The sequence below is a fragment of the Streptomyces sp. NPDC001153 genome, assembly GCF_053598315.1.
In genome coordinates this window covers 182,526-204,571 of record NZ_JBSFJZ010000001.1, presented here as the reverse complement: position 1 = coordinate 204,571, position 22,046 = coordinate 182,526, and the positions used below count along the sequence as shown (strand labels likewise).

Below are 22,046 nucleotides of genomic sequence, written 5' to 3'. Positions count from 1 at the left end.
CCTACCGGTTACATCGTCGCCCCCGCCCGGCAGGGCTGTCGTCGCCTTTCGGCCACCCGGCGTTGACACGCTGAAGCAGTGTTGGCCATGGCATTCCCCGTCGATCTCCGCCGCTGCCAGGTGCTCGGGCTGGCCGGCACCGCCTTTCTCGCACTGGGCGGTGAGACGGCCGGTGCCCTGCCCGTGCAGGATCTCCTGGCGCCCGCCTCGGCGCAGGCCGCGCTCGGCCTGGTCGGCGTGTACTTCGGCGTCGTCCTGCTGATAGCGGCCTGGGTGCTCCTCGGCCGCCTGGTGCGCGGCCCCCAGCCGCCCACCCCGCGCGCCCTGCTGCTGGTGCTCGCCGTGTGGACGGCACCGCTGCTGCTCGCACCGCCGCTGTTCAGCCGGGACGTCTACAGCTATCTCGCGCAGGGCGCCATGGTCGACGCCCACATCGACGTCTACGCCCACGGCCCGGCCCAGCTCGGCGGCCCGCTCGCCGACGAGGTGGCCCCGATGTGGCAGCACACCGGCGCCCCCTACGGCCCCGCCTTCCTGGCCCTGGCCTCCGCGCTGTCCGGACTGACCCGCGGCCAACTGCCCGAAGGCCTGCTCGGCATGCGCCTGGTCGCCCTGCTCGGCGTGGCCCTGATGGCGGTGGCACTGCCCCGCCTCGCCCGGCACAGCGGCGCCGACCCGGCCGCCGCCCTCTGGCTCGGCGCCCTCAACCCGCTCGTCCTGCTGCACCTGGTCGCGGGCGCCCACAACGACGCCCTGATGCTCGGTCTGCTGGGGCTCGGCCTGGTCGCAGCGCGGGGTGACCGCCCGGCCGACGGTGTCCTCGGAGCCGTCCTCGTGACCCTGGCCGCCCTGGTCAAAGCGCCGGCCGCGCTCGGCCTGCTGGCGGTCGTGGCCCTCCAGGCCCGCTCCGGCCGCCGCCCGCTGCCGGCCGTACTGACCGCGGCGGCCGCCTCCGCCGTGACGACGGTCGCCGCCACGGCCGTCGCCGGCACCGGGTACGGCTGGATCGGCGCCCTGGCCACCCCGGTCTCCCCCCACAACTGGGCCCTGACCAGCCTGCTCGGCCGCGCCACCGGTGCCCTGCTGGAGCACCTCGGCAGCAGCCTGGCCCCGCTGGCCGTGCCGGCCTGGCATCTGCTGGGCCTCGCCGCCACCGCCGTCGCAGTAGCGCTGATATGGCTCCGACTGCGCGTCAGGCCGGTGTACGCGCTCGGGCTCAGCCTGCTGACGGTCGCCGTGTTCGGCCCGGCCATCCGCCCCTGGTACGTGCTGTGGGGCCTGTTCCTCATCGCCGCCGCCGCGCCCAGCACCTCGGTACGGCACCGGGTCGCGGCCCTGGCCGGCGTCCTCGCCCTCGCCGTGCTGCCGAGCGGTGGCCCGGCCGACCTCGGGCAACTCGTGCTCGCCGTCTCCGGCGGGGTCCTCGGCGTCGTCGTGCTGTGGCAGGCCCACCAGGCGGCTCAGGCCCCGGCCCCGGGACGCATGGCGTGAGGGGGCCGCGTACGACCAGGGGCCGTCTGCTCCTGGTCCTCGTCCTCGGCGCCGCGGTCACCGTCTTCACGGCGACCGTGCCCCTGCTGCGTGACTTCTTCGACCTGCGTGTCTACTACGGCACCGTGCACACCTGGGCGCACCACGGCGGACGGATCTACGACTACCAGGTGCCGGGCACCTCGTACGGCTTCACCTATCCGCCGTTCGCCGCGGTCGCCATGCTGCCGCTGGCGCTGCTGGACCGTACGTCGGCGATCGCGGCGTCCCTGCTGGTCAACCTGGCCGCGCTGGCGGTGATCCTGCGGATCCTGGCCGGCCCCGACTGGCGGCGGCACGGCTGGTACCGCTGGTCGCTGTGCCTGTGCCTGCTCGCGCTGTTCGAGCCGCTGCGGGACACCTTCAGCTTCGGCCAGGTGAACCTGGTGCTGCTCGCCCTCGTCCTGGGGGACTGCCTGCTGCTGGCGACCGGCCGGGAGCGCTGGGCGGGCGCCGGGATCGGGCTCGCCGCCGCCGTGAAGCTCACCCCCGCCCTGTTCATCGGCCTGCTGCTGCTCGCCGGTAGGCGCCGGGCGGCCGGCGTCGCGACGGCCGTGGCCGCCGCGGCGACCGCGCTGGCCGCCTGGGCGGACCCCCCGGCGTCCCGGTTCTACTGGACCGAGGCGCTCTGGGACACCGGCCGGGTCGGCCGGCTCGGCTATGTGTCGAACCAGTCGCTCCAGGGTGTGCTGGCCCGCCTCGGCGAGCCGGGCCGCCCGCTGTGGGCGACGGCGGTCCTGCTCACCCTGTGCGTCTGGGCCTGGCGGGCCCGTCAGGCGGTGCGGGCCGGTGACTGGACGGCGGCCTTCGCGCTGACCGGGGCGGCGGCCTGCCTGGTCAGCCCCATCACCTGGGTGCACCACCTGGTGTGGCTGCTGCCGTCGTTCGCCGTGCTGCTGCGCGCCGGGCACCCGCGGATCGCGGGCGCCCTGTACGCGGTGCTGTGCACGAGCGTGGTCTGGCTGTGGTTCGACGACGCCTCCGGCATCGGCGGCTTCCTCGGCAGCAACACCTACACCTGGATCACGCTGGGCCTGCTGCTCGGCCTGCCGACGGGTCAGTCGCGCGGGGTGCGCCTGCCCCGGGCCCGCAGCACCACCACCACGGCGCCGCGCAGCGCCACGACCGCGGTGCCGGCGACGAGTCCCGAGAGCCCCGCGAGGACGGCGGGGCCCGGCCAGCCCGAGCCGTCGTCCGGTGCCTGCGACGTGGCCGCGGCCACCGGTTTGGCCGGCACCGCGGGCCGCGGCCTGACGCGCAGCCCGTCCAGCGAGCCGACCGGGTCCACCCGGCCGGCCGCCGCGAAGCCCCAGTCGAGCAGCTCGCGCGCCTCCTGGTACACCGCCAACCCGCCGCCCACCTGAGGGTTCATCACGGTCACCACCAGCGTGCGGCCGCCATGGCGGGCCGCGGCCACCAGGGTGTTGCCCGCTTTGGTGGTGTAGCCGTTCTTGATGCCGATCAGCCCGGGGTACTTGCTCACGCCGTTCGCGCCGGTCAGCAGCCGGTTGGTGTTCCTGATGCCGTACGTCGAGCCGTCACCGGGGAAGTACGCCTCGGCGGTGGAGCAGTACCGGGCGAAGTCGGGATTGCGCAGGCCCTCCCGGCCGAAGACCGCCAGGTCGTAGGCGGAGGACACCTGGCCTTCGGCGTCGTAGCCGTCGGGGGAGACGACATGGGTGTCCATGGCGCCGAGCGAGCGCGCCTTGACCTGCATCTGGGCGGCCGTGGCCTCCCAGCCGCCGTTCAGCGAGGCGAGGACATGCACGGCGTCGTTGCCGGAGTTGAGGAAGACCCCGCGCCACAGGTCGGCCACCCGGTAGGTGAGTCCCTCCTTGACGCCGACCAGGCTGCTGCCCTGGCCGATGTCCGCCAGCTCCGCGTTGCGCACGGTGTGCCGCATCCCGGCGGGCAGGGCGGGCAGCACGGTGAGGGCGAACAGGGTCTTCAGGGTGCTCGCGGGCGGCAGCTTGCGGTGCGCGTCGCTCGCCGCCAGCACCGCCCCGCTGCCGGCGTCGGCCACCACCCAGGACAGCGCCGACACGTCCGGCAGCTCGGGCGCGTCCGGGTGCGGCCGGACCAGGGTGCCGGAGCGGTAGAGCTGGTTCGGCCCGGGCATCGCCGCCCCGGGCCCGGGCGGGGCGGGTTGCCCGGCACGGGGAGCGGCGGAGGCGGTGGCCGGGGTGAGTGCCAGCACGCCCGCCACGCACAGGGAACAGGCCGAAACGGCCACCCGATGAGAAAGTCCGCTGATCATGTGATCAACGTACGAACGAGTTGGCCATCCCTCGCGTTGGAAGGGCCGTTCGGCCCACGCGAGCAACCCGTAAGCCGCACCCGGCCGCCTCCGGGCGGGCTCAGCCGGCGGGCAGGGTGGGCCGGATCTGCCGCAGGAACGCGGCGTTGTCGGGGGTGGCGCGCAGCCGCTCCAGGAGGGTCTCCAGACCGGACGGCCCGCCCTCGCGGGAGCGCAGGACGCGGCGCAGACCGTGTACGGCCGTCAACTCGGCCGGAGTCAGGAGCAGTTCCTCGCGGCGGGTGCCGGTGGCGTCGAGGTCCACGGCGGGGAAGAGACGCCGGGCGGCGGCCTCCCGGTCCAGGCGCAGCTCCATGTTGCCCGTGCTCTTCAGCTCCTCGAAGTAGTAGCCGTCGGCGCGGGAGCCGGTGTCCACCAGGACGGTGGCGAGGATCGTCAGGGAGCCGCCCTCCTCGGCCTGGCGGGCGGCGCCGAAGAACCGCTTGGGGCCGATCAGCGCGCCCGCGTCGACACCGCCGCTCAGGGTGCGGCCGCCGGCGGCGGAGGCGTTGTTGTGCGCCCGGCACAGCCGGGTCAGCGAGTCCAGCAGGATCACGACGTCCTCGCCGGCCTCCACCAGGCGCTTGGCCCGCTCGACGACCAGCTCGGCCAGAGCGATGTGCTCCTTGGGCGTCCGGTCGAAGGTGGAGGCGTACACCTCGCCGCGCACCGAACGGCCCATCTCGGTGACCTCCTCGGGACGCTCGTCCAGCAGCAGGACGATCAGCCGGGACTCGGGGTGGTTGCCGGCCACGGCGGCGGCCAGCTGCTGGAGCAGCACCGTCTTGCCGCTCTTCGGCGGGGCCACGATCAGTCCGCGCTGGCCCTTGCCGAGCGGCGCGAACAGATCGGTGACGCGCCCGGCGACTCCGGACGCGGGGTGTTCGAGGCGGATGCGCTCGTGCGGGTGGAGCGGGGTGAGGTCGCGGAAGTGGCGCCGGCCGCGGAGGTCCGCCGGGGCGTGTCCGTCGACGCGGGTGACCTCGGTCAGGGCGCGCCGGTCACCCCGTACGCCTTCGACGAGGTCGCCCTTGCGCAGCCCGTGGCGCCGGATCAGGGCCGGGGAGAGCTGCGGGTCGGCGGGGGCGGGCAGGAGGCTCGGGCCCCTCAGGTGCCCCTTGCCCTGCGTGTCGATGTCGAGGACGCCGGTGACGAGCCGGGGGGCCGGGGCCTGCCGGGCCACGGGAGGGTGTTCGAGTGTGGTGGTCATGGTGGGTGTCCTTTCGCGGACGGAACGAAGCAGAGGTGGGAAGGGGGGGGAGAGGCCGCGAACGGGAGGCTGGACAGCTGCCTCCGGGCGGCGGGAACGGCACCTCGGGTACGGCGGAAACGCCCTGGTCACGAGGTGGTGCAGAGAAGAAGCCCGGGCCGGTCGGAAGCCTCGGCCGAGGGGCTGATGGAGAGAACAGCGGCATCGGTGTCCGTACGACGGGACACGCACACGCGCTGATCGCACTATACCCGTGCGCTCGCTTCGGTCAACATGACGCCGCCCGCGTCCATTCCCGCCCGGGCCGCACGGCTCGTCCGGCGACCGCGGTCCCTGGCGGGGCGCGCTTCCATAACGCCGAAGCGCTCAACTGCAGTCCGTGAGCGGGAAGTTGAGCCACTGCGTACCTGATCGCGCCCGCGGTGGTGATGAGCAGGAAAGCGCCTGCGCGCGGCCGGCGCCCCGCATCGCATCCGGGTCAACGCCATGGCCCCCGGCATGACCCCGCGCCCAGCCCGTCGGTGCGAGCCGCCGTGGACATGGGGGGGCCGGAACCGTCCCCCTGGCCCTCCGCGCAGGTCCGTCAGGTCATGGAACCGCATCAGATGTCCCCAGACCATAACGATCCCGGACGTCGGGGGACTTGACCGTCAACCTGAGACTATGTTCAAGACATGTCCACGCCACCGCAGCCCCCGCAGCCGGCCGGCCGGCCGGCTCCGCAGCCCCAGCAGCCCGCGCAGGCGCCGGCCGTCCCGCCGCAGCCGACGGCCTACCCCTACCCGAACCCGCAGTCGCCGCCGCCGGGCAACTTCTACGCCCAGCCCACGCTGGTCGGCCGGCCCACCGACCAGCAACAGCTGGAACAGCCGGGCCAGTTCGGTCAGCCGGGACAGCCGGGCCAGTTCGGTCAGCCGGGTCAGCCGCAGCCGGGGAACCCCTATGCCCAGGCCGCTCAGTTCGGGGGTGCGATGCCGCCCGTCCCTCCGTCCGGTGGCGGCGGGGCGGGCAAGGCGCTGCTGTGGGCCGCGGTAGGTGCGGTCGTCGCCTCCGCCGCCTGGGCGGGCGGTGTCCTCCTCATCGGCGGCAAGGGCGACAGCGCGGATCTGCGTGGCTACTCGGCGCCCGCCAACCTCTGCTCCAGCGCCGACTACTCCTCCTTCAAGGACGAGTACCCCCAGGACGGCTCCTCGCCGACCAAGAGCTCCCTCAAGAACGCGGCATTGGACGAGGGTTACTGCTACGTGGACCTGAAGAAGACGGGCTCCTCGTATGCCGACGCCTTTCTGTCCATGCAGCTCGACCTGCACAAGAAGACCGATCCCGGGCCCGAGTTCACGGCCCTGTGGAAGAACTACGGTGACAGCCACACCGGTTACGACGTCTCGCCGGTCAGCGGCATCGGCGACGAGGCCTACCTGGTCAGCCAGGACACCACCAGAGGCTCGTCCGGCAGCGGTTCCCGCTATGCCACGCTCGCCGTCCGCGACGGCTGGGTGACGTACACGATGAGCTACAGCGCCTACCTCACCTCGTACGACCAGGACAAGAACCCGCCCGCGCTCGGCGACGTGGACGACTGGCTGAAGAAGGACGCCAAGGCGACGCTGGGGCAGCTCAAGGGCTGACCCTCAGGTCCTGCCCGGCGCGTTCGTGACGGACGAACGCCGGGTTCGCGGAGGCCGGCTCCGGGGCCGCCGCCCTGGAGTGTGCTCACGCCGACCGTGCCTCCGCCTCCTTCACGATCTCGTCGAACCGCGCACCCATGGCCTCGGCGAGGGCGTGCGCCCCGGACAGCGGGCGGACCATGACCATGAGCTCGTCGATCAGGCCGTCCTCGTTCACATGGAGGAAGTCGCAGCCGGTCAGCTCGCGGTCGCCCACCCGGGCGGTGAACACCAGCGCGTGGTCGGGCGCGGCCGGGTCGCCGATCTCCCGGACGTACCGGAAGTCCTCGAAGACCTGGGAGACCGCGCGCAGGATCGCCGCGGTGATCGCCTTGCCCGGATACGGCTTGAAGACGACCGGGCTGGTGAAGACGACGTCCTCGGCCAGCAGCGCCTCGACCGCATCGATGTCGCCGGCCTCGACCGCGGCGCGGAACGCATGCATCGGATCACCTCGCAGAGTCAATGAGCTTAGTCAATTAATTGAATAGGTGCGGATGAGATTAATCAACGGCTGCTAGCCTTGTCCATATGTCGCTCAAGTACGCCGTCCTCGCAGCCCTGCTGGAGGGCGAGGCCTCGGGCTATGAGCTGTCGAAGTCGTTCGACGTCTCGCTCGCGAACTTCTGGCCCGCCACCCCGCAGCAGCTCTACCGGGAGCTGGAACGGCTGGCGCAGGACGGACTGGTCCAGGCCCGGACTGTGCAGCAGGAGCGCCGGCCGAACAAGCGGATGTTCACGCTCACCGAGGCGGGCCGGGCCGAGCTGGACGCCTTCGCCGCCGAGCCGCCGAAGCGGCCCACCGCCATCCGCGACGAACTCCTCATCAAGATCCAGGCGATGGACGGCGGCGACCCGGAGATCACCCGCGCGCTGATCGAGGAGCGCATGGGCTGGGCGCGCGGAAAGCTCGACCGCTACCGGCGGGTGCAGCGCGGCCTCCTCGGCGGCCGGACCGAGGACGAGTACCTCCGCGACGCCGACCGGGTCGGCCCGTACCTCACCCTCATGGCCGGGATCGGCTTCGAGGAGGAGAACCTGCGCTGGTGCGAGCGGGTGCTCGCGGTCCTGGCGCAGCGCGTGGCCCTAGGCTGAGGGGATGTTCGGTCCCGAAGGCCCCGGCCTGCGTGAACTCGCCGTACAGGCGCTGTCGTCCGTCGAGCACGGGTACGACCTGCTCGCCCCGAAGTTCGACCACACGCCTTTCCGGACGCCCGACGACGTCCTGGAGTCCGTGGCGAAGGCGCTCACCCCGCTCGGCCCGTTCGAGGACGGACTCGACCTGTGCTGCGGCACGGGCGCGGGCGCCGAGGTGCTCACCGGGCTGTGCCGCCGGAGCGTCACCGGGGTCGACTTCAGCGCGGGCATGCTGGACGTCGCCCGGCACCGGGTGCGGCCCGGCGGCGGGCCCGAGGTCGCCTGGGTGCGCGGCGACGCCCGAGCCCTGCCGTTCGCGGCCGCCTTCGATCTCGTCGTCTCCTTCGGGGCCTTCGGCCACTTCCTGCCGCGCGAACTGCCAGGTCTGTTCGCCCAGGTCCACTCCGTGCTGCGGCCGGGCGGCCGGTTCGCCTTCCCGGTGCTCGCCCCGCCCCGTCCGACGCAGGCCGGCTTCTGGCTGCTGCTCGGTTTCGACGCGGTGATGCGGGTGCGCAACGCGCTGTGGCGGCCGCCGTTCGTCATGTACTACCGGGCCTTCCGGCTCGGTGGCGTGCTCGGCGAGCTGGGCCGGGCCGGGTTCAGCGTCGAGCTGCACCCCCTGCCCGAGTTCGGGCGGCGCGGCGACGGCAGCCCACGGGCCCGGCTGGTGGTGGCCCGGCGGACTCAGCCGGCCGCGGGCAGCGTGAACTCGTAGACCAGCGCGTCCCGTTCGGCGTCCACCACCAGATCCGTGATCTCCAGCGGCCGGGCGTACTGGTCGTGCACCCGCCGGGTCACCCGCACCGAGGAGGCGCCGTCGACCTGGGTGATGGAATCGCGGTGGTGCAGGGACAGGCCCGCCTTGCGCATCCAGTCGTAGGCCCGCCGCAGCTGCGCGGGAGTGGTGCCGTCGGCCCGGCCCCGGTAGCGGGCCAGCTCCGCCACCTCGGCCAGGGCCACCGCCGAGAACGACGACACCGCCGTCCGCAGCGACCGGCCGTCCGGCGTGGCCGACCGGTAGCGGTGCACCAGCGTGGGCCGGTGCGGGGCCAGGCCCAGCGCCCGCGCGTGCTCCTCCGGCGGCGCCTCCCAGGTCACCGTGGCCCGGTCGACCGCGGACGGGTCCGCCGAGCGGGCGCCCAGCGGGAAGGCCGGCGTCCCCGGCGTCGCGACCGGCCGGGCGGGCAGCGTGGCATGGCTGCCCCGGCGGTCGGTGGAGACGGCACCGCTGCGCCGCAGCACCTCCAGCGCCTGCCGGACGGTCTCCCGGCTGACCTGGAAGTAGGCGGCCAAGTGCCGTTCGCCCGGCAGCCGTTCGCCCGGCGGGATGGTGCCGGCGCGCAGTTCGTCGAGGAGCAGCGCCGCGATCCTTCCGTACAGGGGCCGGTCGTCGCTCAGGGCGGGTTCGTGCGGGGTGGTGCGGGCCATGCCGCGCCCTCCTGTTGTGACAAGACGTAGTCGTGCGGGCTCGTTGCGCGACCACACTTAGCATTGGTCTAAACCACGAGGGAAGAGCGGTCTGCCGGTTCGGCCGAAACCCGCCCGCGCGATCACGCCGTCACAGGGCGCTGTACAGGGCGTCGATCAACGCCATCTTCCGTGGGTCGTCGGCGATGCGCGGCCCCATGCGGTTCATCACGTACCCCAGTGACACGCCCGCCTCCGGGTCGGCGAGCCCGCACGAGCCGCCGAACCCGTCATGACCGAAGGCCCGCGGATTCGGGCCGTACGATCCCTGCGGACCGCTCAGCCACAGACCGAGCCCCGCCTCGGTCTCGCGCTCGAAGCCCGCGCCCAGCACCAGATCGCGGCAGCTTCCCTGGCCCTCGCGCACCCGCTCCGCCGCCTCCGGCGACAGAAGGCGCCGCTCGCCGTGGCGACCGCGCCCGGCGAAGACGCCGTACAGTGCGGCGACCGCGCGTGCGGTGCCGTGCCCGTTCGCCGCGGGAATCTCCGCCGCCCGCCACTCGGGCGTGTTCGCCTCGGCCGCGCCGACCAACGGATTCGCCAGCGCCGCCAGCGCGGCGGGCACCAACTGGCTGAAGACCGCCGCCTGTTCACCGCGGGAGGCGGTCGGCGGACGCACCAGCTCGGCCGCCCGGCCCGCCTCCTTCGCCGGCAGCCCGACCGTGAAGTCGATCCCGAGCGGCCCGGTCACCTCCCGCTCCAGGAAGGCCCCCGGCCGCAGCCCCGAGATCCGCCGGACGACCTCGCCGACCAGGTGGCCGTACGTCAGCGCGTGATAGCCGGAGCGGGTGCCCGGCTCCCACCACGGCTCGGTCGCCGCCAGCCGCGCGGTCGTCAGCTCCCAGTCGTACAGGTCCGCCAGGGAGTGCGGTTCGCGCAGCCCGGACAGCCCGGCGCGGTGCGACAGCAGATGCCGTACGAGCACCTTCTCCTTGCCGGCCGCCGCGAACTCCGGCCAGTACAGGGCCACGGGTGCGTCGAGGTCGAGCAGTCCCCGGTCGGCGAGCAGATGCGCGCACAGCGCCACCGGGCCCTTGGTGGTCGACCACACGTTCACCAGCGTGTCCCGCTGCCACGGCCGGGTGCCGGCCGCGTCCGCCCAGCCGCCCCACAGGTCCACCACGGTGGTGCCGTCGACGGTCACCGTCACCGCGGCGCCGAGTTCGCCCCGCTCCCGGAAGTTGTCCCCGAACGCCTCCCGCACCGCCGCGAAGCGCGCGTCGCAGTGGCCGTGGACCTGTGTCTCGTGCGCGGACATGGGACCTCCGTCGTCGCCGGAAACCCGGGCCGCGACGCCGCGACCAGGGTGCCCCGAACGTACCGACTGGTCGGACCGGAGGGAAGTGTCCGGCACGCTCTCACGCCCGCCCGCCGCCTCAGGCGTACGACCGCAGCCAGCGCAGCTTCTCCGCCTCGTGGAAGGGACCGCCGCCCTCGTGGTCGTTGAAGTCGTAGACCTCGATCGCCTTGTCCTCGTGCGCCCATGCGTTGAACGCGGCGAACACGGTCGACGGCGGGCAGGTCTGGTCCTCCAGCGCCGCCGAGAAGAGGGCCGGGGCCCGGCCGCGGGCCGCGAAGTGGGCCCCGTCGAAGTAGGACAGCGTGCGCAGCACCTCCGCCGAGCGGCCCCGGTGCGTCTTGAGGAACAGGCCGATCTCGCGGTAGGGGTGCCGGTCCGTCAGCGTCGTCGCGCGCGGGAAGTCGCACAGGAACGGCACGTCCGGCGCCACCGCGACCAGGTCGGGGACCAGACCGCCGACGGCCAGGGTGAGGCCGCCGCCCTGACTGGCGCCGAGCGCCACGGTCCGGCCCGAGTCGGTCAGCGGGTGCGAGCGGGCCGCCTCGACGGCGCGTACGGCGTCCGTGTACACCCGGCGGTAGTAGTAGTTCTCCGGCGCGTCGATGCCCCGCGTCATGAAGCCGGGGTACGCCGGGGCCGCGCCCACCGGGTCCGCCGTGCCGCCCCCGGCGCCCCAGGCGCTGCCCTGACCGCGGGTGTCCATCACGAAGTGCGCCCGGCCCGTCGAGGCCCACAGCAGGCTCTCGTGCGGCAGCCCGCGCCCGCCGCCGTAACCGACGAACTCCACGATCAGCGGCAGGGGTTCGGCCGCGCCGGCCGGCAGCCGGAGCCAGCCCCTGACCGGGTGGCCGCCGAACCCCGCGAACGTCACGTCGAACACCTGGACCGTCGACAGCCCGGTGTCCACCGGCTCGAAGCGGGCGTCCAGCTCGTGCTCGCGCGCCTCCTCGAGGGTCTTGGCCCAGAAGGCGTCGAAGTCCTCGGGCTCGGTGGACTCGCTGCGGTGCTCGCGAAGTTCGTCCAGGGGCAGGTCGAACAAGGCCATGTACAACCACCTTTGCGAAGGGAGACTGCGTCAGCTCACCGTACGTGGGTGCCGGAGACCTGACCAGTAAGCGTTTGCCCCCGCCCGGCGGCCGGGCACCTGCCCTCACGCCCGCGGCTGGGTCCACCTCGGTCCCGTCCGCGCCCACTCCCGTTCCCACTCCGCCAGCCGGTGGCGCAGCGCGATCCGGCGCTCCACGGCGTGTCCGAGCAGCACCACGGCCGCCGTACCGCCCGCCGCGACCAGGCCGACGGTCACCGCGTGCTGCCACACCGCCGCGTCGTCCGGCGGCGGCGCGACACTGCGGCCGCCCTCGTCGAACCACACCGAGACCGTGTCACCGGTATGAGTGCCCGCCGGCACCCGGGCCCATGCCGTACGGGTCCCCTTGCCGGGCTCGGTCCAGCGGACCTGGGCGCGGTACGCGTACGCGCGCCCGCCCTGCTCGGTGGAGAGCCGCTCGGGCGGGGCGCCGATCACCTGCGCGCGGATCCGGTGGCGCTCGGCCCGCTGGGCCGCCGCGATGGCACGGGCCGTGTCATGCGCGCGCAGGCCCGCGGCCGCGCCCGCCAGCGGTGTGACGACGAAGAGCAGGACGGCCACGATCAGCATCGTCCAGGCCTCCACGACATCCGAGCGGCGCCGCAGCGGATTGCGCTGCCAGCGCCAGCCACGCACCCGGGTACGCATGTCCACCTCCTCGCACCGTCGGAGCCGGAGAGCCGACGAGCCGGTCCAGACGGCCCGTCACCCCCGCCGCTCACGCACACGAGCGTCCACACCCGTTTCGTACCCCGTACGGAGCACCTCGCTCACGCCGCGAGCCACGACTTCGAGCCCACCTGGAGCACGGAATGAGCCACGCGCCCCAGGACCGCGCGTACGGCCCCGGCGCGCGACCCGGACGGTCAGCCGAAACGCTCGATCCGGATCCGGTCCACCGGCTGGCCCGCCGCGACCAGCAGCCGGGACGCGTGCTCGGCGAACCCGTTGGATCCGCACACATAGGCCTCCCACCCACCGGGAGGCCGCTCGGCCAGGAGCGGCGCCACATGTGCGGCCGCCATACGTCCCACGGGCTCACCCTGTGGGGCACTGCGAGTGAACACCGGCGTCGTCTCCGCGCCCAGCTCGGCCGCGTAGATCAGCTCCTCGGGGCTGCGCGCGGACACCAGCATGCGCAGCGGCACGGTGAGACCGCGCCTGCGGTGGTGCCGCACCATCGACATCAGCGGGACGATCCCGGAGCCGGCGCCGACCAGCAGCGCGGGCCGGTCGCCCGGCCAGGCGAAGAAACCGCTCAGCGGTCCGCGCACCTCGACCGTGTCACCGGGGCGGGCGACCGTGTGGAACCAGCCGGAGACCTCGCCGTCCGGCACCTGGTCCAGAGTCAGCTCGATGTGCCCGGAGTCGTCCGGCGCCGACGCGATCGAGTAGTGGCGCTGGGCCACATAACCGTCCGGCGCGGTCAGACGCAGCATCAGGTGCTGCCCGGGCAGATGCCCCGCCCAGCCCGGCACCGCCAGCCGGAACGTGGCCGCGCGCGGCGTCTCCCGCCTGATCTCCGCCACGGTGGCGATCTGCCACACCGCCGCCACCTGCTCACTCACCGCGATCCGCCCGGGCACGGCGAAACGCGGGACACGAACGCCGGCCCTGGGGGGCGCGGCGGGGACGGCCGGGTCCGGGGCCGTGGTGGGCGTGCCCGCATCCGGGGCGGGGGCCTTGGTGGGGGCGGGCTCGTTCGGTGGGGGAGCGGCTGCTGCCGGGGCCGGAATGTTCGGGTTCCGGTTCCCGGGTACAGCCCCGGCGGCCGGTCCCGGGGCCGCGGCGAGCGCGGACGCCTGCGGTGCCCGAGCGCCTGCTTCCGGTGCCGTGGTGCCGGCGGCCGTGTCCGGGAGGGGAGTCGTCGGCTCCGGGTTCGCGGTGCCGGGGGCCGGGTCCCGGGGCGCGGACGGAGGTCCCGGTTCCGGGTGGGCGGCGTGGGGGCCCGGGTTCGTCGTCACTGTGTCAGTCACCGGAGTACCGCTGCTCCTCCCAGGGGTTGCCGCGTTCGTGGTAGCCGTTGCCCTCCCAGAAGCCCGGCTCGTCGTGGTCGAGGAGCGTGAGCCCGGCGATCCACTTGGCGCTCTTCCAGAAGTACAGGTGGGGCACCAGCAGCCGGGCCGGGCCGCCGTGCTCGGCGGGCAGTGGCGTGCCGTCGTACTCCCAGACGATCCAGGCCCGTCCGCCGGTGACGTCGGCGAGCGGAAGACTGGTGGTGTAGCCGGTGTGGGAGCGGGCGACCACATGGGTGGCGGACACATGGGGCCGGACCACATGGAAGAACGCGTCGAGGGAGACTCCGCCGAACCGTACGCCGAACTTCGACCAGCCGGTCACACAGTGGATGTCGCCGTCGTACGCCGATGCCGGCAGCGCGTGCGCCTCGTCCCAGTCCCAGGTGTGCGGCCGTTCGACCAGGCCGTCGATCCGGAAGGACCAGTCGGCCGGCGTGAGGTCGGGGGTGACCTCGGCGGACAGGACGGGCCAGTCCTCGCCCGCGTCGTACTGTCCGGGCGGCAGCCCCGGGTTGTGGACGCGGGGGCGGCCCGTGAAGCCTCGCGTGACGTTCATCCTTCAACGGTACGGGGTCGTTCCGCGTGCTCCATCCCTGGTCTCCGCTCCTCACGCCGGATGATTGCGGCCGTATGAACGTTTTCGGACCAGGGGAATAGCTCTGCGGCGCTTCTCCTTTGCGCTCGATGCCGGCACCGGTAGACCGGTGACAGCGCGAGAGAAGCGAGGGAAGAGCATGCCCAAGGCGTACGTCTACACGCGGCACGGAGGACCGGAGACCGAGGCGCTGACCGACCTCGACCGCCCCCGCCCGGGCCCCGGCGAGATCCTGGTCGCGGTCCGCGCGGCGGGCGTCAACCCCGTCGACTGGAAGCTGCGCCAGGGCTTCCGCCGCCCAGGCGAGAGCGAGCGTGTCTTTCCGGCGGTCTTCGGCAGCGAGGCCGCCGGTGTCGTCGAGGAGGCCGGCCCCGGGGTCACCGGCTTCGCCGCGGGCGACGAGGTGTTCGGCAGCGCCGCCCAGGGCGCCTACGCCGAGTACGCCCTGCTCGCCGCCGACATGACCGCCCACAAGCCCGCCGCGCTGTCCTTCCGTGACGCCGCCACCCTCCCGGTCGCCGCCGCCACCGCCTACGACGGCGTCCGCCAGCTCGCCCTGCCCGGTGGCTCGACGCTGCTCGTCACGGGCGCGGGCGGCGGCGTCGGCAGCGCGGCCGTACAGATCGCCCGCTCCTTCGGACTGCGGGTCGTGGGCGTGGCGAGCGAGGGCAAGAGGGAATTCGTGGAGTCGCTGGGCGCCGTGCACGTCTCCTCCGGGCCCGATCTGGCCGAGCGGGTGCGGGCCGCCGCGCCGGACGGGATCGACGGGGTGTACGACCTGGTGGGCGACCCGGTGCTCACCGCGGTCGCCGACGTGCTGAAGGACCGCGGCAAGCTGGTCACCGCGGGTTCGCCGAAGGAGGCCGTGACCGCGCTCGGCGGCGCCCCCGTCCAGCGGGTCCGCACCGCCGCCGTCCTCGAGGCGGTGGCCGACCTCGCCGTACGCGGCGCCCTGAAGCCGCACATCACCCGCACCTTCCCACTGGAGCAGGCCGGCCGGGCGCTGCGCACCGTGGAGGACGGGCACGCCCTCGGCAAGATCGTGATCGAGGTGGGCGCGTGAGTCTCATAGCCGGAGCGGGTGTCGGTGACGGGCCCGCCGCCGGCGCCCCGCACGTCCTCGACAACCCCGCCCTCGCCTCCCTGACCGGTCCGCACGCCCACTTCGCCGAGCGGCGCGGCCGCGTGCTGCGCTACCCGGTCGACGTCTCTCCCTGGCTGGCACTGCCCGGCGAACCGGACGCGAGGGACTGGGCGGACCTGGCCGCGCTGGCCGGCCCCGGCGCGGAGATCCCGCTGTCGGGCTATCACAGCGAGGTGCCGGACGACTGGGAGGTCACCTTCTGGGTCGACGGCGTGCAACTCGTGGACGCCGGTCTCGCCGCCGCGCCGGACGCGGAGGCGGTCCGCCTCGGCCCGGCGGACGTACCCGAGATGCTCGACCTCGTGGCGCGGACCCGGCCGGGGCCGTTCCTGCCGCGCACCGTCGAGCTCGGCACCTACCTCGGCATCCGCCGCGGCGGCGCGCTGGTCGCCATGGCGGGGGAGCGGCTGCACCCGCCGGGCTGGACCGAGATCAGCGCGGTGTGCACCGACCCCGCCTTCCGCGGCGAGGGCCTCGCCACCCGGCTGATCCTCGCGGTCGCGCACGGCATCCGTGAGCGCGGCGAGACGCCGTTCCTGCACACGAGCGCGCGGAACACGGGCGCGATCCGGCTGTACGAGTCGCTGGGCTTCCGGCTGCGCCGCCGTACGGCCTTCCTCGCGGCGCGCGCCCCGCAGCGGCCGGCCGGCGAGCGGGCCGCGGTTCCGGTGGCATGAGCGCCGCCGGACCGCGGAGGGCTCAGTCGGCCCCGGCCGCGCCCGGGCCCGCGTTGTAGCGCTCCAGGTAGGCCGCGAAGCGCACCAGGTCCTCCTCCGGCCAGTCGGCGAGCCGCTCGCGGAACGCGGCCCGGCGGCTGCGGGTGACCTGGGCGAGGATCTCCCGGCCGGCCTCCGTCAGATGCAGCACCTGGACCCGGTGGTCCTTCGGGTCCAGGCGGCGCTCGATCAGCCCGGTCCGCTCCAGCGCGGCCACCTGGCGGCTGACGGTGGACTTGTCCAGGGCGTAGTGGGCGGCCAGGTCCGTCGCCCGGCAGCCGTCCTGCTCCTCCAGATGGCCGAGGAGGGTGTACGACACCAGGGACAGCTCGGGATGCATACGGCCCGCCGAGGCGCGGGCCCGGCGGGCGAAGATGGTCATCTCGCGCTGGATCGTCTCGACGGCCGACTCCGCTGTGCTCACGGGAATACCTCCTCCGGCGTTCTAGTTGTATAGTACAACTTGATGTGAGAGTTGTATAAGCCAACTACTTGGAGGTCGCGCGCGATGAGGTCACCCGCACTGCGCCATGTGCTCACGCACCTGATCACCCCGCTGCTGATGTGCCTGGGCATGGGGCTCGCGTACATGGGGGCCTTCGTGACCCCGGAGCCACACCACCTGCCGGTCGCCGTGGTCGGCAGCGCCCCGCGGGCGAAGGTGTTCGCCCAGACGGTCAAGGACACCGCCGGGGACAGGCTCGACGTCCGCACGGTCGCGAGCCGCGCCGACGCCGTCGACCTGCTGAAGTCCCGCGAGGTGACCGGCGCCTATGTGCCGAGCGCCAAGGCCCCCGAGCTGCTGGTGGCGAGCGCCGCCTCCGACATGGGCGCGACGGCGGTCGAGAAGGTCTTCACGCCGGTCGCGGCCAAGGAGGGCGTGCCGCTGAAGGTCACCGACGTGGCCGAGCCGGTCGCCGACGACCCCACGGGGCAGGGCCTGTTCTTCCTGCTGATCGCCCTCAGCATCGGCTCCTACGCCTCGGTCGCCGCCCTCGGTGCCGCGGGCGCCGCCCTCGCGATGCGGGTACGGGCGCTGCTGGCGCTCGGTGTCTCCGCCGTGGTCAGCGGCATCGGCGCACTGCTCGCCGGACCGGTGTTCCACCTCGCCCACCACGACCTCGCGGGCGTGTGGGGCCTGGCCTGGCTGTACTCGGCCGGCATCCTCTTCGTCGGCGTCGGCCTGCACACCTTCCTGAAGCGGTGGACCACGCTCACCATGATGGTGCTGTTCGTGATGCTGAACTTCACCAGCTCCGGCGGGTTGTTCCGGCCCGAGCTGCAGAACGGCTTCTTCGGCACGCTGCACGCCTTCTGGAACGGCGCCGGCTTCGTCGAGGGCGTCCGCAGCCTGCTGTACTTCGGCGAGGACGGTCTTGCGCGCAACGTGTGGACCCTCGCCATCTGGCTGCTGGTGGGCCTGGTCGTGACCGGGATCGCCGCCCTGTACGAGCGGCCCCGCCGGGCCCGGCACGCGGCCGGCCACACCGGCGCCGCGACCGCGACCGAGGTGACCGCCACGCCCGCCGTGCTGCCGGCCCGGCGGGAGGCGGCGCGGACTGCCGAGGAAAGGGCCGAGGAGGAGATCGAGGAGACGGTCGGCGTCTGACCCGATGACGTCGGGGACAGGGAGCGCGCCCGGTGACGGGCGGGGCTCCCAGCCGGCACGTCGTCGGACGGGCCCCTGCCCGGCGTGTCATCCCGCCGCCGACCCGATCGTCACCACCCGCGCCCACGCCGGCGGCGTGTCCGGCAGGTAGTAGGGATCGTCCTCGTCGTACGACCCACCGGCCCGGGAGAACAGCCCCACCACCGTCCGGCACGACGGCCGCTCGTCCGGCCACGGCGTCTGACCGTCGGTCAGGACCACCACCGCGTCGGGCCGTGTCCGCAGCGCGCGGGCGAACCCGGTGCGCAGATCCGTCCCGCCGCCGCCCACCAGCTCGATGCCCTCCGTCCGGCACAGCGGCTGCACGGTCCGGGCCGCGGCATCGCAGGACAGCACGGAGACCAGGTCCCGCCGGCCGCCCAGGGCCCGGCAGATCGCGGCCACCTCCAGCAGCGCGCTGCCCAGTTCGGCGTCGCTGACCGACCCCGAGGTGTCGATGACGACGCACACCCGGGGCGGCCGTCGCCGCAGACTCGGCAGGACGACACCGGGCAGCCCGGCCGACCGCCGCGCCGGACGGCCGTAGCTGTAGTCCTCGCCCGCACCCGGCGCGGAGACCGCCGACCGCAGCGCCGAGCCCAGCAACTGACGCCATGGCTGCGGCGGATGGAACACCTCCTCCGCCCACCGCCGCCAGCTTTGCGGTGCGTCGCCCGGGCTGCCCTTGATGCCCTGCGCCACCCGGAACCGCACCGCGTCCCGCTCCTGCTCGCTCAGCCCGTGCGCACCGTCCGGCCCCAGCTCCCACGCCCTGTCCAGCCCGTCGGCGCCGCTGCCGCAGTCCAGCCAGGCCAGCCGCTCGAGCCGCGGCCCGAGCCGGAAATGCCGCAGGTAGTCCTCCATGAGCTCACCCGGCCGCAGCCCCAACCTCCCCGGTGTCACGGCGCCTTCGGGCTCCACCAGCCCGTCGCCGTACACATCGTCGTTGATCTCGCAGTCCGCGGCGATGTTCATCCGCAGCCGTTCCACGGGCCCGGACAGCTGGTGCTCGCGGGCGTACCGCTCGCTGCGCCCGTGATGGTCGCGCAGCAGATGCGCCACCTCGTGCACCCACACCGCCGCCAGCTCCTCCAGCGGTGTGCGGTCCACGAACGCCGGGGAGACATAGCACCGCCAGTACCGGTCCACCCCCATGGTCGGAACCTCCCGCGACTCCACCGGCCGCAGCGCGAACAGGGCCGTCGCCAGGTACGGCCGGACGCGGGCCGCGTGCAGCCGCGCGGCCAACAGCTTGCCGAGGTCCAGCGTGCCGGGCGGGTCCGCCGTCATCGGCGTGCCCCGGCGACCCGGGCGGCCTGGTCGGCCCGCCGGGACAGCGACACCACCCCGGCGAGCCGCTCGACCGCCGCCGGTACGTCCCAGTCGTCCCGGCGCAGGGAGGCCAGCGTGGTCGCCGGCACGACCACCACGTCCGGCGCCCCGGTCTCCATCGCCCGCACCAGCACCGCCCAGGCCGCGTCCCAGCGCGCCCGCTCCGGGCGCCCCCGGACCGCGGCCACCACCCCGTCGAGCACGGCCTGCCGCAGATCCCCGCGCTCGGGCAGTTCGGCACCCGCCGGGTCGGCGAGCAGCGTCTCGGGGTCGGGCAGGTCCATCCGGTCCAGGCTCGCCAGCAGCTCGAGCCCGGGACCGTCCCCCACGGTGCCCCGGACCAGCAGCGACAGCACGTCCCGCGCCGATCCCGCGGCGGTCGCGAACGCGATCAGCCGCAGGGTCGCCTCCCAGCTCCGGGGTGACGGCCACGCCCCGCCCCGCCGGCTCTCCCCGCTCGGCAGCCGGTGCACCAGCCCCGGCCGCGCGACGAGGAACTCGCACACCGCGCGCCGGGCGAAGGCCACGGCCTCGGGCAGCCGCCCCGCATCGAGCCGGGGCAAAGTCGCATGCGGCCAGGTCCCGCCGAGGCCCCGTACGACCACGTCGTGGTCGTGGGCCCACTGCAGATGCACGAACCGGTTGGCCAGCGGCGGGCTCAGCTCCCAGCCGTCGGCCGCCGAGGAGCGCGGGTTGGCGGCGGCCACGATCCGCACCCCGGGCGGCAGGCGCAGCGCGCCGATCCGCCGCTCCAGCACCAGCCGCAGCAGGGCCGCCTGTACCGCCGGGGGAGCGGTGGACAGCTCGTCCAGGAACAGCAGGCCCCGCCCGGCCCGCACGAGCCGCACCGCCCAGTCCGGCGGGGCCATCGGGACGCCCTGCACCGCCGGATCGTCTCCCAGGACGGGCAGGCCGGAGAAGTCGGACGGTTCGTGGACGCTCGCGATCACGGTGGTCAACGGCAGGTCCAGGGCACCGGCGAGCTGGGTCAGCGCCGCCGTCTTGCCGATGCCCGGCTCGCCCCACAGCAGCACCGGAAGGTCGGCGGCCACGGCCAGGGTCAGCGCCTCCAGCCGGACGTCGGAGCGGGGTTCGGTGGTCGTGTCGCGGAGCAGGTCCAACAGGGCGTCGGCGACGTCGAGTTGGGGGACGAGGGAGGCAGGAGCGGTGGCAGCAGTCACGTGGGATCACCTGTGGGTGTGAAGTGAGCGGAAGAGAAAGGAAGTTCAGAGGGTGGTTCAGAAGAAAGTGACGGGGCGGGACTGCCGTCGGGTGGGGCGGCGGCCTCGGAGAGTGCGGCGGCTCGGGCCGCTGGAGGTGCCGCCGGGGCCGGTCAGACCGGCCCGGTACAGCCCGTAGGCGATGCGCCGTTCGGCGGCCGCCGTGAGCTCGTCCCGCAGCGGCCCCTCGCGCAGCACCGCGCCGGGGCCCAGCAGCCCTTCGACCACGGCCAGGGCGCCTTCGGTGTCACCGTGGTCCAGCCGTTCCCGCACACCGGCCAGGCAGTCGGGACGCCGGTGCGCCTCGTCGATGACCCGCAGACAGGGCAGTGGTGGTCCGCCGAGCCCGGCCAGCAGCTCCTCGCGCCGGATCTCGTCCGGATCGTGGTCCAGCGGTACCAGGACACCGTCGACCAGGCCGATCCGGTGCGTGGCTCCCCGGCACTCCACCTGACGCGCCCGCTCCACCGGATCCGGGTCGCGGAGCGTACCGGGCGCCCTGGGGCCGGGCAGCAGCGCGGCGGCGACCAGCGGATGCAGCCGGTCCGCGCCGATCAGTCCGGCACGCAGCAACTCCAGATCCGGCGCCACCCAGGTCGCCGCCTCGGGCAGCACCGGTACGGCGGAGAGACCGCCCGGCGGCAACTCGTCGACGATCCGCAGGTGCGGCGCACCATCAGGGTTCGCGACCCGGTGTGAGAGCCGGGCCGGGCCTGGCGTCCCGTCGGTCGGCCGCGCCGCGCGTGGGTATTCGGCCGGATCCGGCGCGTTGCGCCCGTCGGCGACGTGGTGCGGTCGGCCATGGTGCCGCGTCCTGGCCGGGGCCGGGGTCCCGTCAGGCGGGTGGGCTCCGCACCGGTTCTCGATCGGCTCCGGCGTGCCGCCCCCGTTCGCCGCCACCGCCAGGAGCAACCGGCGGCCGCCCCCGAGCCGTACGGCGAAGGCTGAGCCGGTGTGTCCGTCGGCGCGCAGCAGGATGCCCGCCTCGGCCGCCCACCGGCCGACGGCACAGCCATGTCCCGGCGGGACGAGACCCAGCGGATCGTGCTCCGGCGGCGCGGGACCGCCGGCGCCCGACCGGTCGTGGAGCTCGCCGGCCCTGCTCGCGTCCCACAGGTGCCGGTGCAGATCGAGCCGGTAGCGGCGGTGGGGGCGAGGATGGGGATGGCGGCCGGCGGGCGCGTCGGCCGGATCGAACAGGGCGAGGCTGATCCGCTGGCCGGCGTCCGCCCAGGCGGGTGGGGTACGGGCCACCAGGTGCAGCGGTCCGGCCCGGCCGAGCCGCTCGTACCGGGCCAGCGTCAGGGTCAGGCCGGGGCGCAGCAGCCCGTCGGGCGCGATCCTCGGCATGTGCCAGCGCAGCAGGTCCGGGGCGAGACGGCGCAGGTCGGCGCGGATCCGGGCCGCGATCTCCCCGCCGTGGGCGCGGGCGACGGAACGCAGATCGAGGTCGACGTCGATCCGGGCGGCGGCGCAGGCACCGGCCCAGTCCCCGGCGGCGCGGCGGCCGGTGGCGAGCTCGATCATGGACGGTGGCACGGCGTACGTCCGTACGCGCAGCCACATGGAAAGCCGGGAATCCCCGTACGCGGTGGAAGGGAGCATCAGCGCTCACCTTGCGCGGACGGGACCCCCAATCTCTGCGAGGCGTGAGTCGTCATCGCGGCGAGCGTACCCGC

20 protein-coding genes and 1 pseudogene are annotated in these 22,046 nt (G+C 74.2%); 8 read left to right on the top strand and 13 right to left on the bottom strand.

Features of this window, described 5'->3' with window-relative positions:
- Positions 1-87: 87 nt before the first annotated feature.
- Complete coding sequence (gene mptB, locus ACWDEN_RS00905; RefSeq protein ID WP_351604046.1) at positions 88-1,491, top strand: polyprenol phosphomannose-dependent alpha 1,6 mannosyltransferase MptB; 1,404 nt, start codon at positions 88-90, stop codon at positions 1,489-1,491.
- Positions 1,488-2,894, top strand: a complete 1,407-nt coding sequence (locus ACWDEN_RS00900) for a glycosyltransferase family 87 protein (RefSeq protein ID WP_351604044.1) — start codon at positions 1,488-1,490, stop codon at positions 2,892-2,894. The genes mptB and ACWDEN_RS00900 overlap by 4 nt, the downstream gene beginning before the upstream one ends.
- Positions 2,895-2,953: 59 nt before the next feature.
- Here ACWDEN_RS00900 and ACWDEN_RS00895 read toward each other — a convergent pair.
- Positions 2,954-3,649, bottom strand: a pseudogene (locus tag ACWDEN_RS00895) (D-alanyl-D-alanine carboxypeptidase family protein); the annotation flags it as partial.
- A 238-nt stretch (positions 3,650-3,887) separates the two neighbouring features.
- Positions 3,888-5,036: a transcription termination factor Rho gene (gene rho / locus ACWDEN_RS00890; RefSeq protein WP_351604042.1), complete on the bottom strand. Its 1,149-nt coding sequence runs from the start codon at positions 5,034-5,036 to the stop codon at positions 3,888-3,890.
- A gap of 674 nt (positions 5,037-5,710) precedes the next feature.
- On the opposite strand from rho, the gene ACWDEN_RS00885 reads away from it, so the two are divergent.
- Positions 5,711-6,664 carry a hypothetical protein gene (locus tag ACWDEN_RS00885; RefSeq protein WP_351604040.1) on the top strand — a complete coding sequence of 318 codons (954 nt, stop codon included), beginning with the start codon at positions 5,711-5,713 and terminating at the stop codon, positions 6,662-6,664.
- An 85-nt stretch (positions 6,665-6,749) separates the two neighbouring features.
- On the opposite strand, the gene ACWDEN_RS00880 is transcribed toward ACWDEN_RS00885, so the two are convergent.
- Entirely contained in the window at positions 6,750-7,148 is a 399-nt protein-coding gene (locus tag ACWDEN_RS00880; RefSeq protein WP_228622380.1) for a nuclear transport factor 2 family protein, read from the bottom strand.
- A gap of 86 nt (positions 7,149-7,234) precedes the next feature.
- Between ACWDEN_RS00880 and ACWDEN_RS00875 the strand changes: the two genes are divergently transcribed.
- Together ACWDEN_RS00875 and ACWDEN_RS00870 are read left to right on the top strand one after the other, a co-directional pair.
- A complete protein-coding gene (locus tag ACWDEN_RS00875) occupies positions 7,235-7,798 on the top strand; it encodes a PadR family transcriptional regulator (protein ID WP_450856547.1) in 564 nt (187 codons plus the stop codon).
- 4 nt (positions 7,799-7,802) lie between these two features.
- Complete coding sequence (locus tag ACWDEN_RS00870) at positions 7,803-8,555, top strand: class I SAM-dependent methyltransferase (protein ID WP_351604036.1); 753 nt, start codon at positions 7,803-7,805, stop codon at positions 8,553-8,555.
- On the opposite strand, the gene ACWDEN_RS00865 is transcribed toward ACWDEN_RS00870, so the two are convergent.
- The 6 genes from ACWDEN_RS00865 to ACWDEN_RS00840 form a co-directional block, all read right to left on the bottom strand.
- On the bottom strand, positions 8,525-9,268 hold the full coding sequence (locus ACWDEN_RS00865; RefSeq protein ID WP_351604034.1) for a GntR family transcriptional regulator: 744 nt from the start codon (positions 9,266-9,268) through the stop codon (positions 8,525-8,527). The two genes, ACWDEN_RS00870 and ACWDEN_RS00865, sit on opposite strands and share 31 nt — an antisense overlap.
- A gap of 130 nt (positions 9,269-9,398) precedes the next feature.
- On the bottom strand, positions 9,399-10,565 hold the full coding sequence (locus ACWDEN_RS00860) for a serine hydrolase domain-containing protein (RefSeq protein WP_351604032.1): 1,167 nt from the start codon (positions 10,563-10,565) through the stop codon (positions 9,399-9,401).
- Between the two features lie 118 nt (positions 10,566-10,683).
- Positions 10,684-11,652, bottom strand: coding sequence for an acetylxylan esterase (locus tag ACWDEN_RS00855; protein ID WP_351604030.1), 969 nt, complete (start codon positions 11,650-11,652; stop codon positions 10,684-10,686).
- 105 nt (positions 11,653-11,757) lie between these two features.
- Positions 11,758-12,342: an Rv1733c family protein gene (locus ACWDEN_RS00850; RefSeq protein ID WP_351604028.1), complete on the bottom strand. Its 585-nt coding sequence runs from the start codon at positions 12,340-12,342 to the stop codon at positions 11,758-11,760.
- A 218-nt stretch (positions 12,343-12,560) separates the two neighbouring features.
- Positions 12,561-13,280, bottom strand: a complete 720-nt coding sequence (locus ACWDEN_RS00845) for a ferredoxin reductase (protein WP_450856700.1) — start codon at positions 13,278-13,280, stop codon at positions 12,561-12,563.
- Between the two features lie 382 nt (positions 13,281-13,662).
- Positions 13,663-14,268, bottom strand: a complete 606-nt coding sequence (locus ACWDEN_RS00840; protein ID WP_351604026.1) for a sulfite oxidase-like oxidoreductase — start codon at positions 14,266-14,268, stop codon at positions 13,663-13,665.
- Positions 14,269-14,446: 178 nt separating this feature from the next.
- Here ACWDEN_RS00840 and ACWDEN_RS00835 point away from each other — a divergent pair, with 178 nt between their 5' ends.
- On the top strand, positions 14,447-15,370 hold the full coding sequence (locus ACWDEN_RS00835; protein ID WP_450856543.1) for a quinone oxidoreductase family protein: 924 nt from the start codon (positions 14,447-14,449) through the stop codon (positions 15,368-15,370).
- Positions 15,371-15,375: 5 nt separating this feature from the next.
- Entirely contained in the window at positions 15,376-16,128 is a 753-nt protein-coding gene (locus ACWDEN_RS00830) for a GNAT family N-acetyltransferase (protein ID WP_450856698.1), read from the top strand.
- A gap of 22 nt (positions 16,129-16,150) precedes the next feature.
- On the opposite strand, the gene ACWDEN_RS00825 is transcribed toward ACWDEN_RS00830, so the two are convergent.
- Positions 16,151-16,549 (bottom strand): MarR family winged helix-turn-helix transcriptional regulator, encoded by a 399-nt coding sequence (locus ACWDEN_RS00825; RefSeq protein WP_351604177.1) that lies wholly within the window; start codon positions 16,547-16,549, stop codon positions 16,151-16,153.
- Positions 16,550-16,675: 126 nt separating this feature from the next.
- On the opposite strand from ACWDEN_RS00825, the gene ACWDEN_RS00820 reads away from it, so the two are divergent.
- Positions 16,676-17,776 carry a hypothetical protein gene (locus tag ACWDEN_RS00820; RefSeq protein ID WP_450856541.1) on the top strand — a complete coding sequence of 367 codons (1,101 nt, stop codon included), beginning with the start codon at positions 16,676-16,678 and terminating at the stop codon, positions 17,774-17,776.
- Between the two features lie 87 nt (positions 17,777-17,863).
- Here ACWDEN_RS00820 and ACWDEN_RS00815 read toward each other — a convergent pair whose 3' ends face one another.
- From ACWDEN_RS00815 to ACWDEN_RS00805, 3 genes are read right to left on the bottom strand one after another with little or no spacing between them, the layout of a single operon-like run.
- Positions 17,864-19,105 carry a vWA domain-containing protein gene (locus tag ACWDEN_RS00815; protein ID WP_450856539.1) on the bottom strand — a complete coding sequence of 414 codons (1,242 nt, stop codon included), beginning with the start codon at positions 19,103-19,105 and terminating at the stop codon, positions 17,864-17,866.
- Positions 19,102-20,328, bottom strand: a complete 1,227-nt coding sequence (locus ACWDEN_RS00810; RefSeq protein ID WP_351604019.1) for an AAA family ATPase — start codon at positions 20,326-20,328, stop codon at positions 19,102-19,104. Before ACWDEN_RS00810 ends, ACWDEN_RS00815 begins: the two co-directional genes overlap by 4 nt.
- Positions 20,329-20,385: 57 nt before the next feature.
- Positions 20,386-21,972: a hypothetical protein gene (locus tag ACWDEN_RS00805; RefSeq protein WP_351604017.1), complete on the bottom strand. Its 1,587-nt coding sequence runs from the start codon at positions 21,970-21,972 to the stop codon at positions 20,386-20,388.
- Between the last annotated feature and the right edge of the window lie 74 nt (positions 21,973-22,046).

Bases quoted from the DNA above. Each gene is read 5' to 3' on its own strand.
- ACWDEN_RS00820 (WP_450856541.1), top strand. From the start codon at position 16,676: ATGAGGTCACCCGCACTGCGCCATGTGCTCACGCACCTGATCACCCCG.
- ACWDEN_RS00860 (WP_351604032.1), bottom strand. From the start codon at position 10,565: ATGTCCGCGCACGAGACACAGGTCCACGGCCACTGCGACGCGCGCTTC.
- rho (WP_351604042.1), bottom strand. From the start codon at position 5,036: ATGACCACCACACTCGAACACCCTCCCGTGGCCCGGCAGGCCCCGGCC.
- ACWDEN_RS00885 (WP_351604040.1), top strand. From the start codon at position 5,711: ATGTCCACGCCACCGCAGCCCCCGCAGCCGGCCGGCCGGCCGGCTCCG.
- ACWDEN_RS00865 (WP_351604034.1), bottom strand. From the start codon at position 9,268: ATGGCCCGCACCACCCCGCACGAACCCGCCCTGAGCGACGACCGGCCC.
- ACWDEN_RS00825 (WP_351604177.1), bottom strand. From the start codon at position 16,549: ATGACCATCTTCGCCCGCCGGGCCCGCGCCTCGGCGGGCCGTATGCAT.
- ACWDEN_RS00850 (WP_351604028.1), bottom strand. From the start codon at position 12,342: ATGCGTACCCGGGTGCGTGGCTGGCGCTGGCAGCGCAATCCGCTGCGG.
- ACWDEN_RS00880 (WP_228622380.1), bottom strand. From the start codon at position 7,148: ATGCATGCGTTCCGCGCCGCGGTCGAGGCCGGCGACATCGATGCGGTC.
- ACWDEN_RS00805 (WP_351604017.1), bottom strand. From the start codon at position 21,972: ATGCTCCCTTCCACCGCGTACGGGGATTCCCGGCTTTCCATGTGGCTG.
- mptB (WP_351604046.1), top strand. From the start codon at position 88: ATGGCATTCCCCGTCGATCTCCGCCGCTGCCAGGTGCTCGGGCTGGCC.
- ACWDEN_RS00840 (WP_351604026.1), bottom strand. From the start codon at position 14,268: ATGAACGTCACGCGAGGCTTCACGGGCCGCCCCCGCGTCCACAACCCG.
- ACWDEN_RS00875 (WP_450856547.1), top strand. From the start codon at position 7,235: ATGTCGCTCAAGTACGCCGTCCTCGCAGCCCTGCTGGAGGGCGAGGCC.
- ACWDEN_RS00815 (WP_450856539.1), bottom strand. From the start codon at position 19,105: ATGACGGCGGACCCGCCCGGCACGCTGGACCTCGGCAAGCTGTTGGCC.
- ACWDEN_RS00835 (WP_450856543.1), top strand. From the start codon at position 14,447: ATGCCCAAGGCGTACGTCTACACGCGGCACGGAGGACCGGAGACCGAG.
- ACWDEN_RS00855 (WP_351604030.1), bottom strand. From the start codon at position 11,652: ATGGCCTTGTTCGACCTGCCCCTGGACGAACTTCGCGAGCACCGCAGC.
- ACWDEN_RS00870 (WP_351604036.1), top strand. From the start codon at position 7,803: ATGTTCGGTCCCGAAGGCCCCGGCCTGCGTGAACTCGCCGTACAGGCG.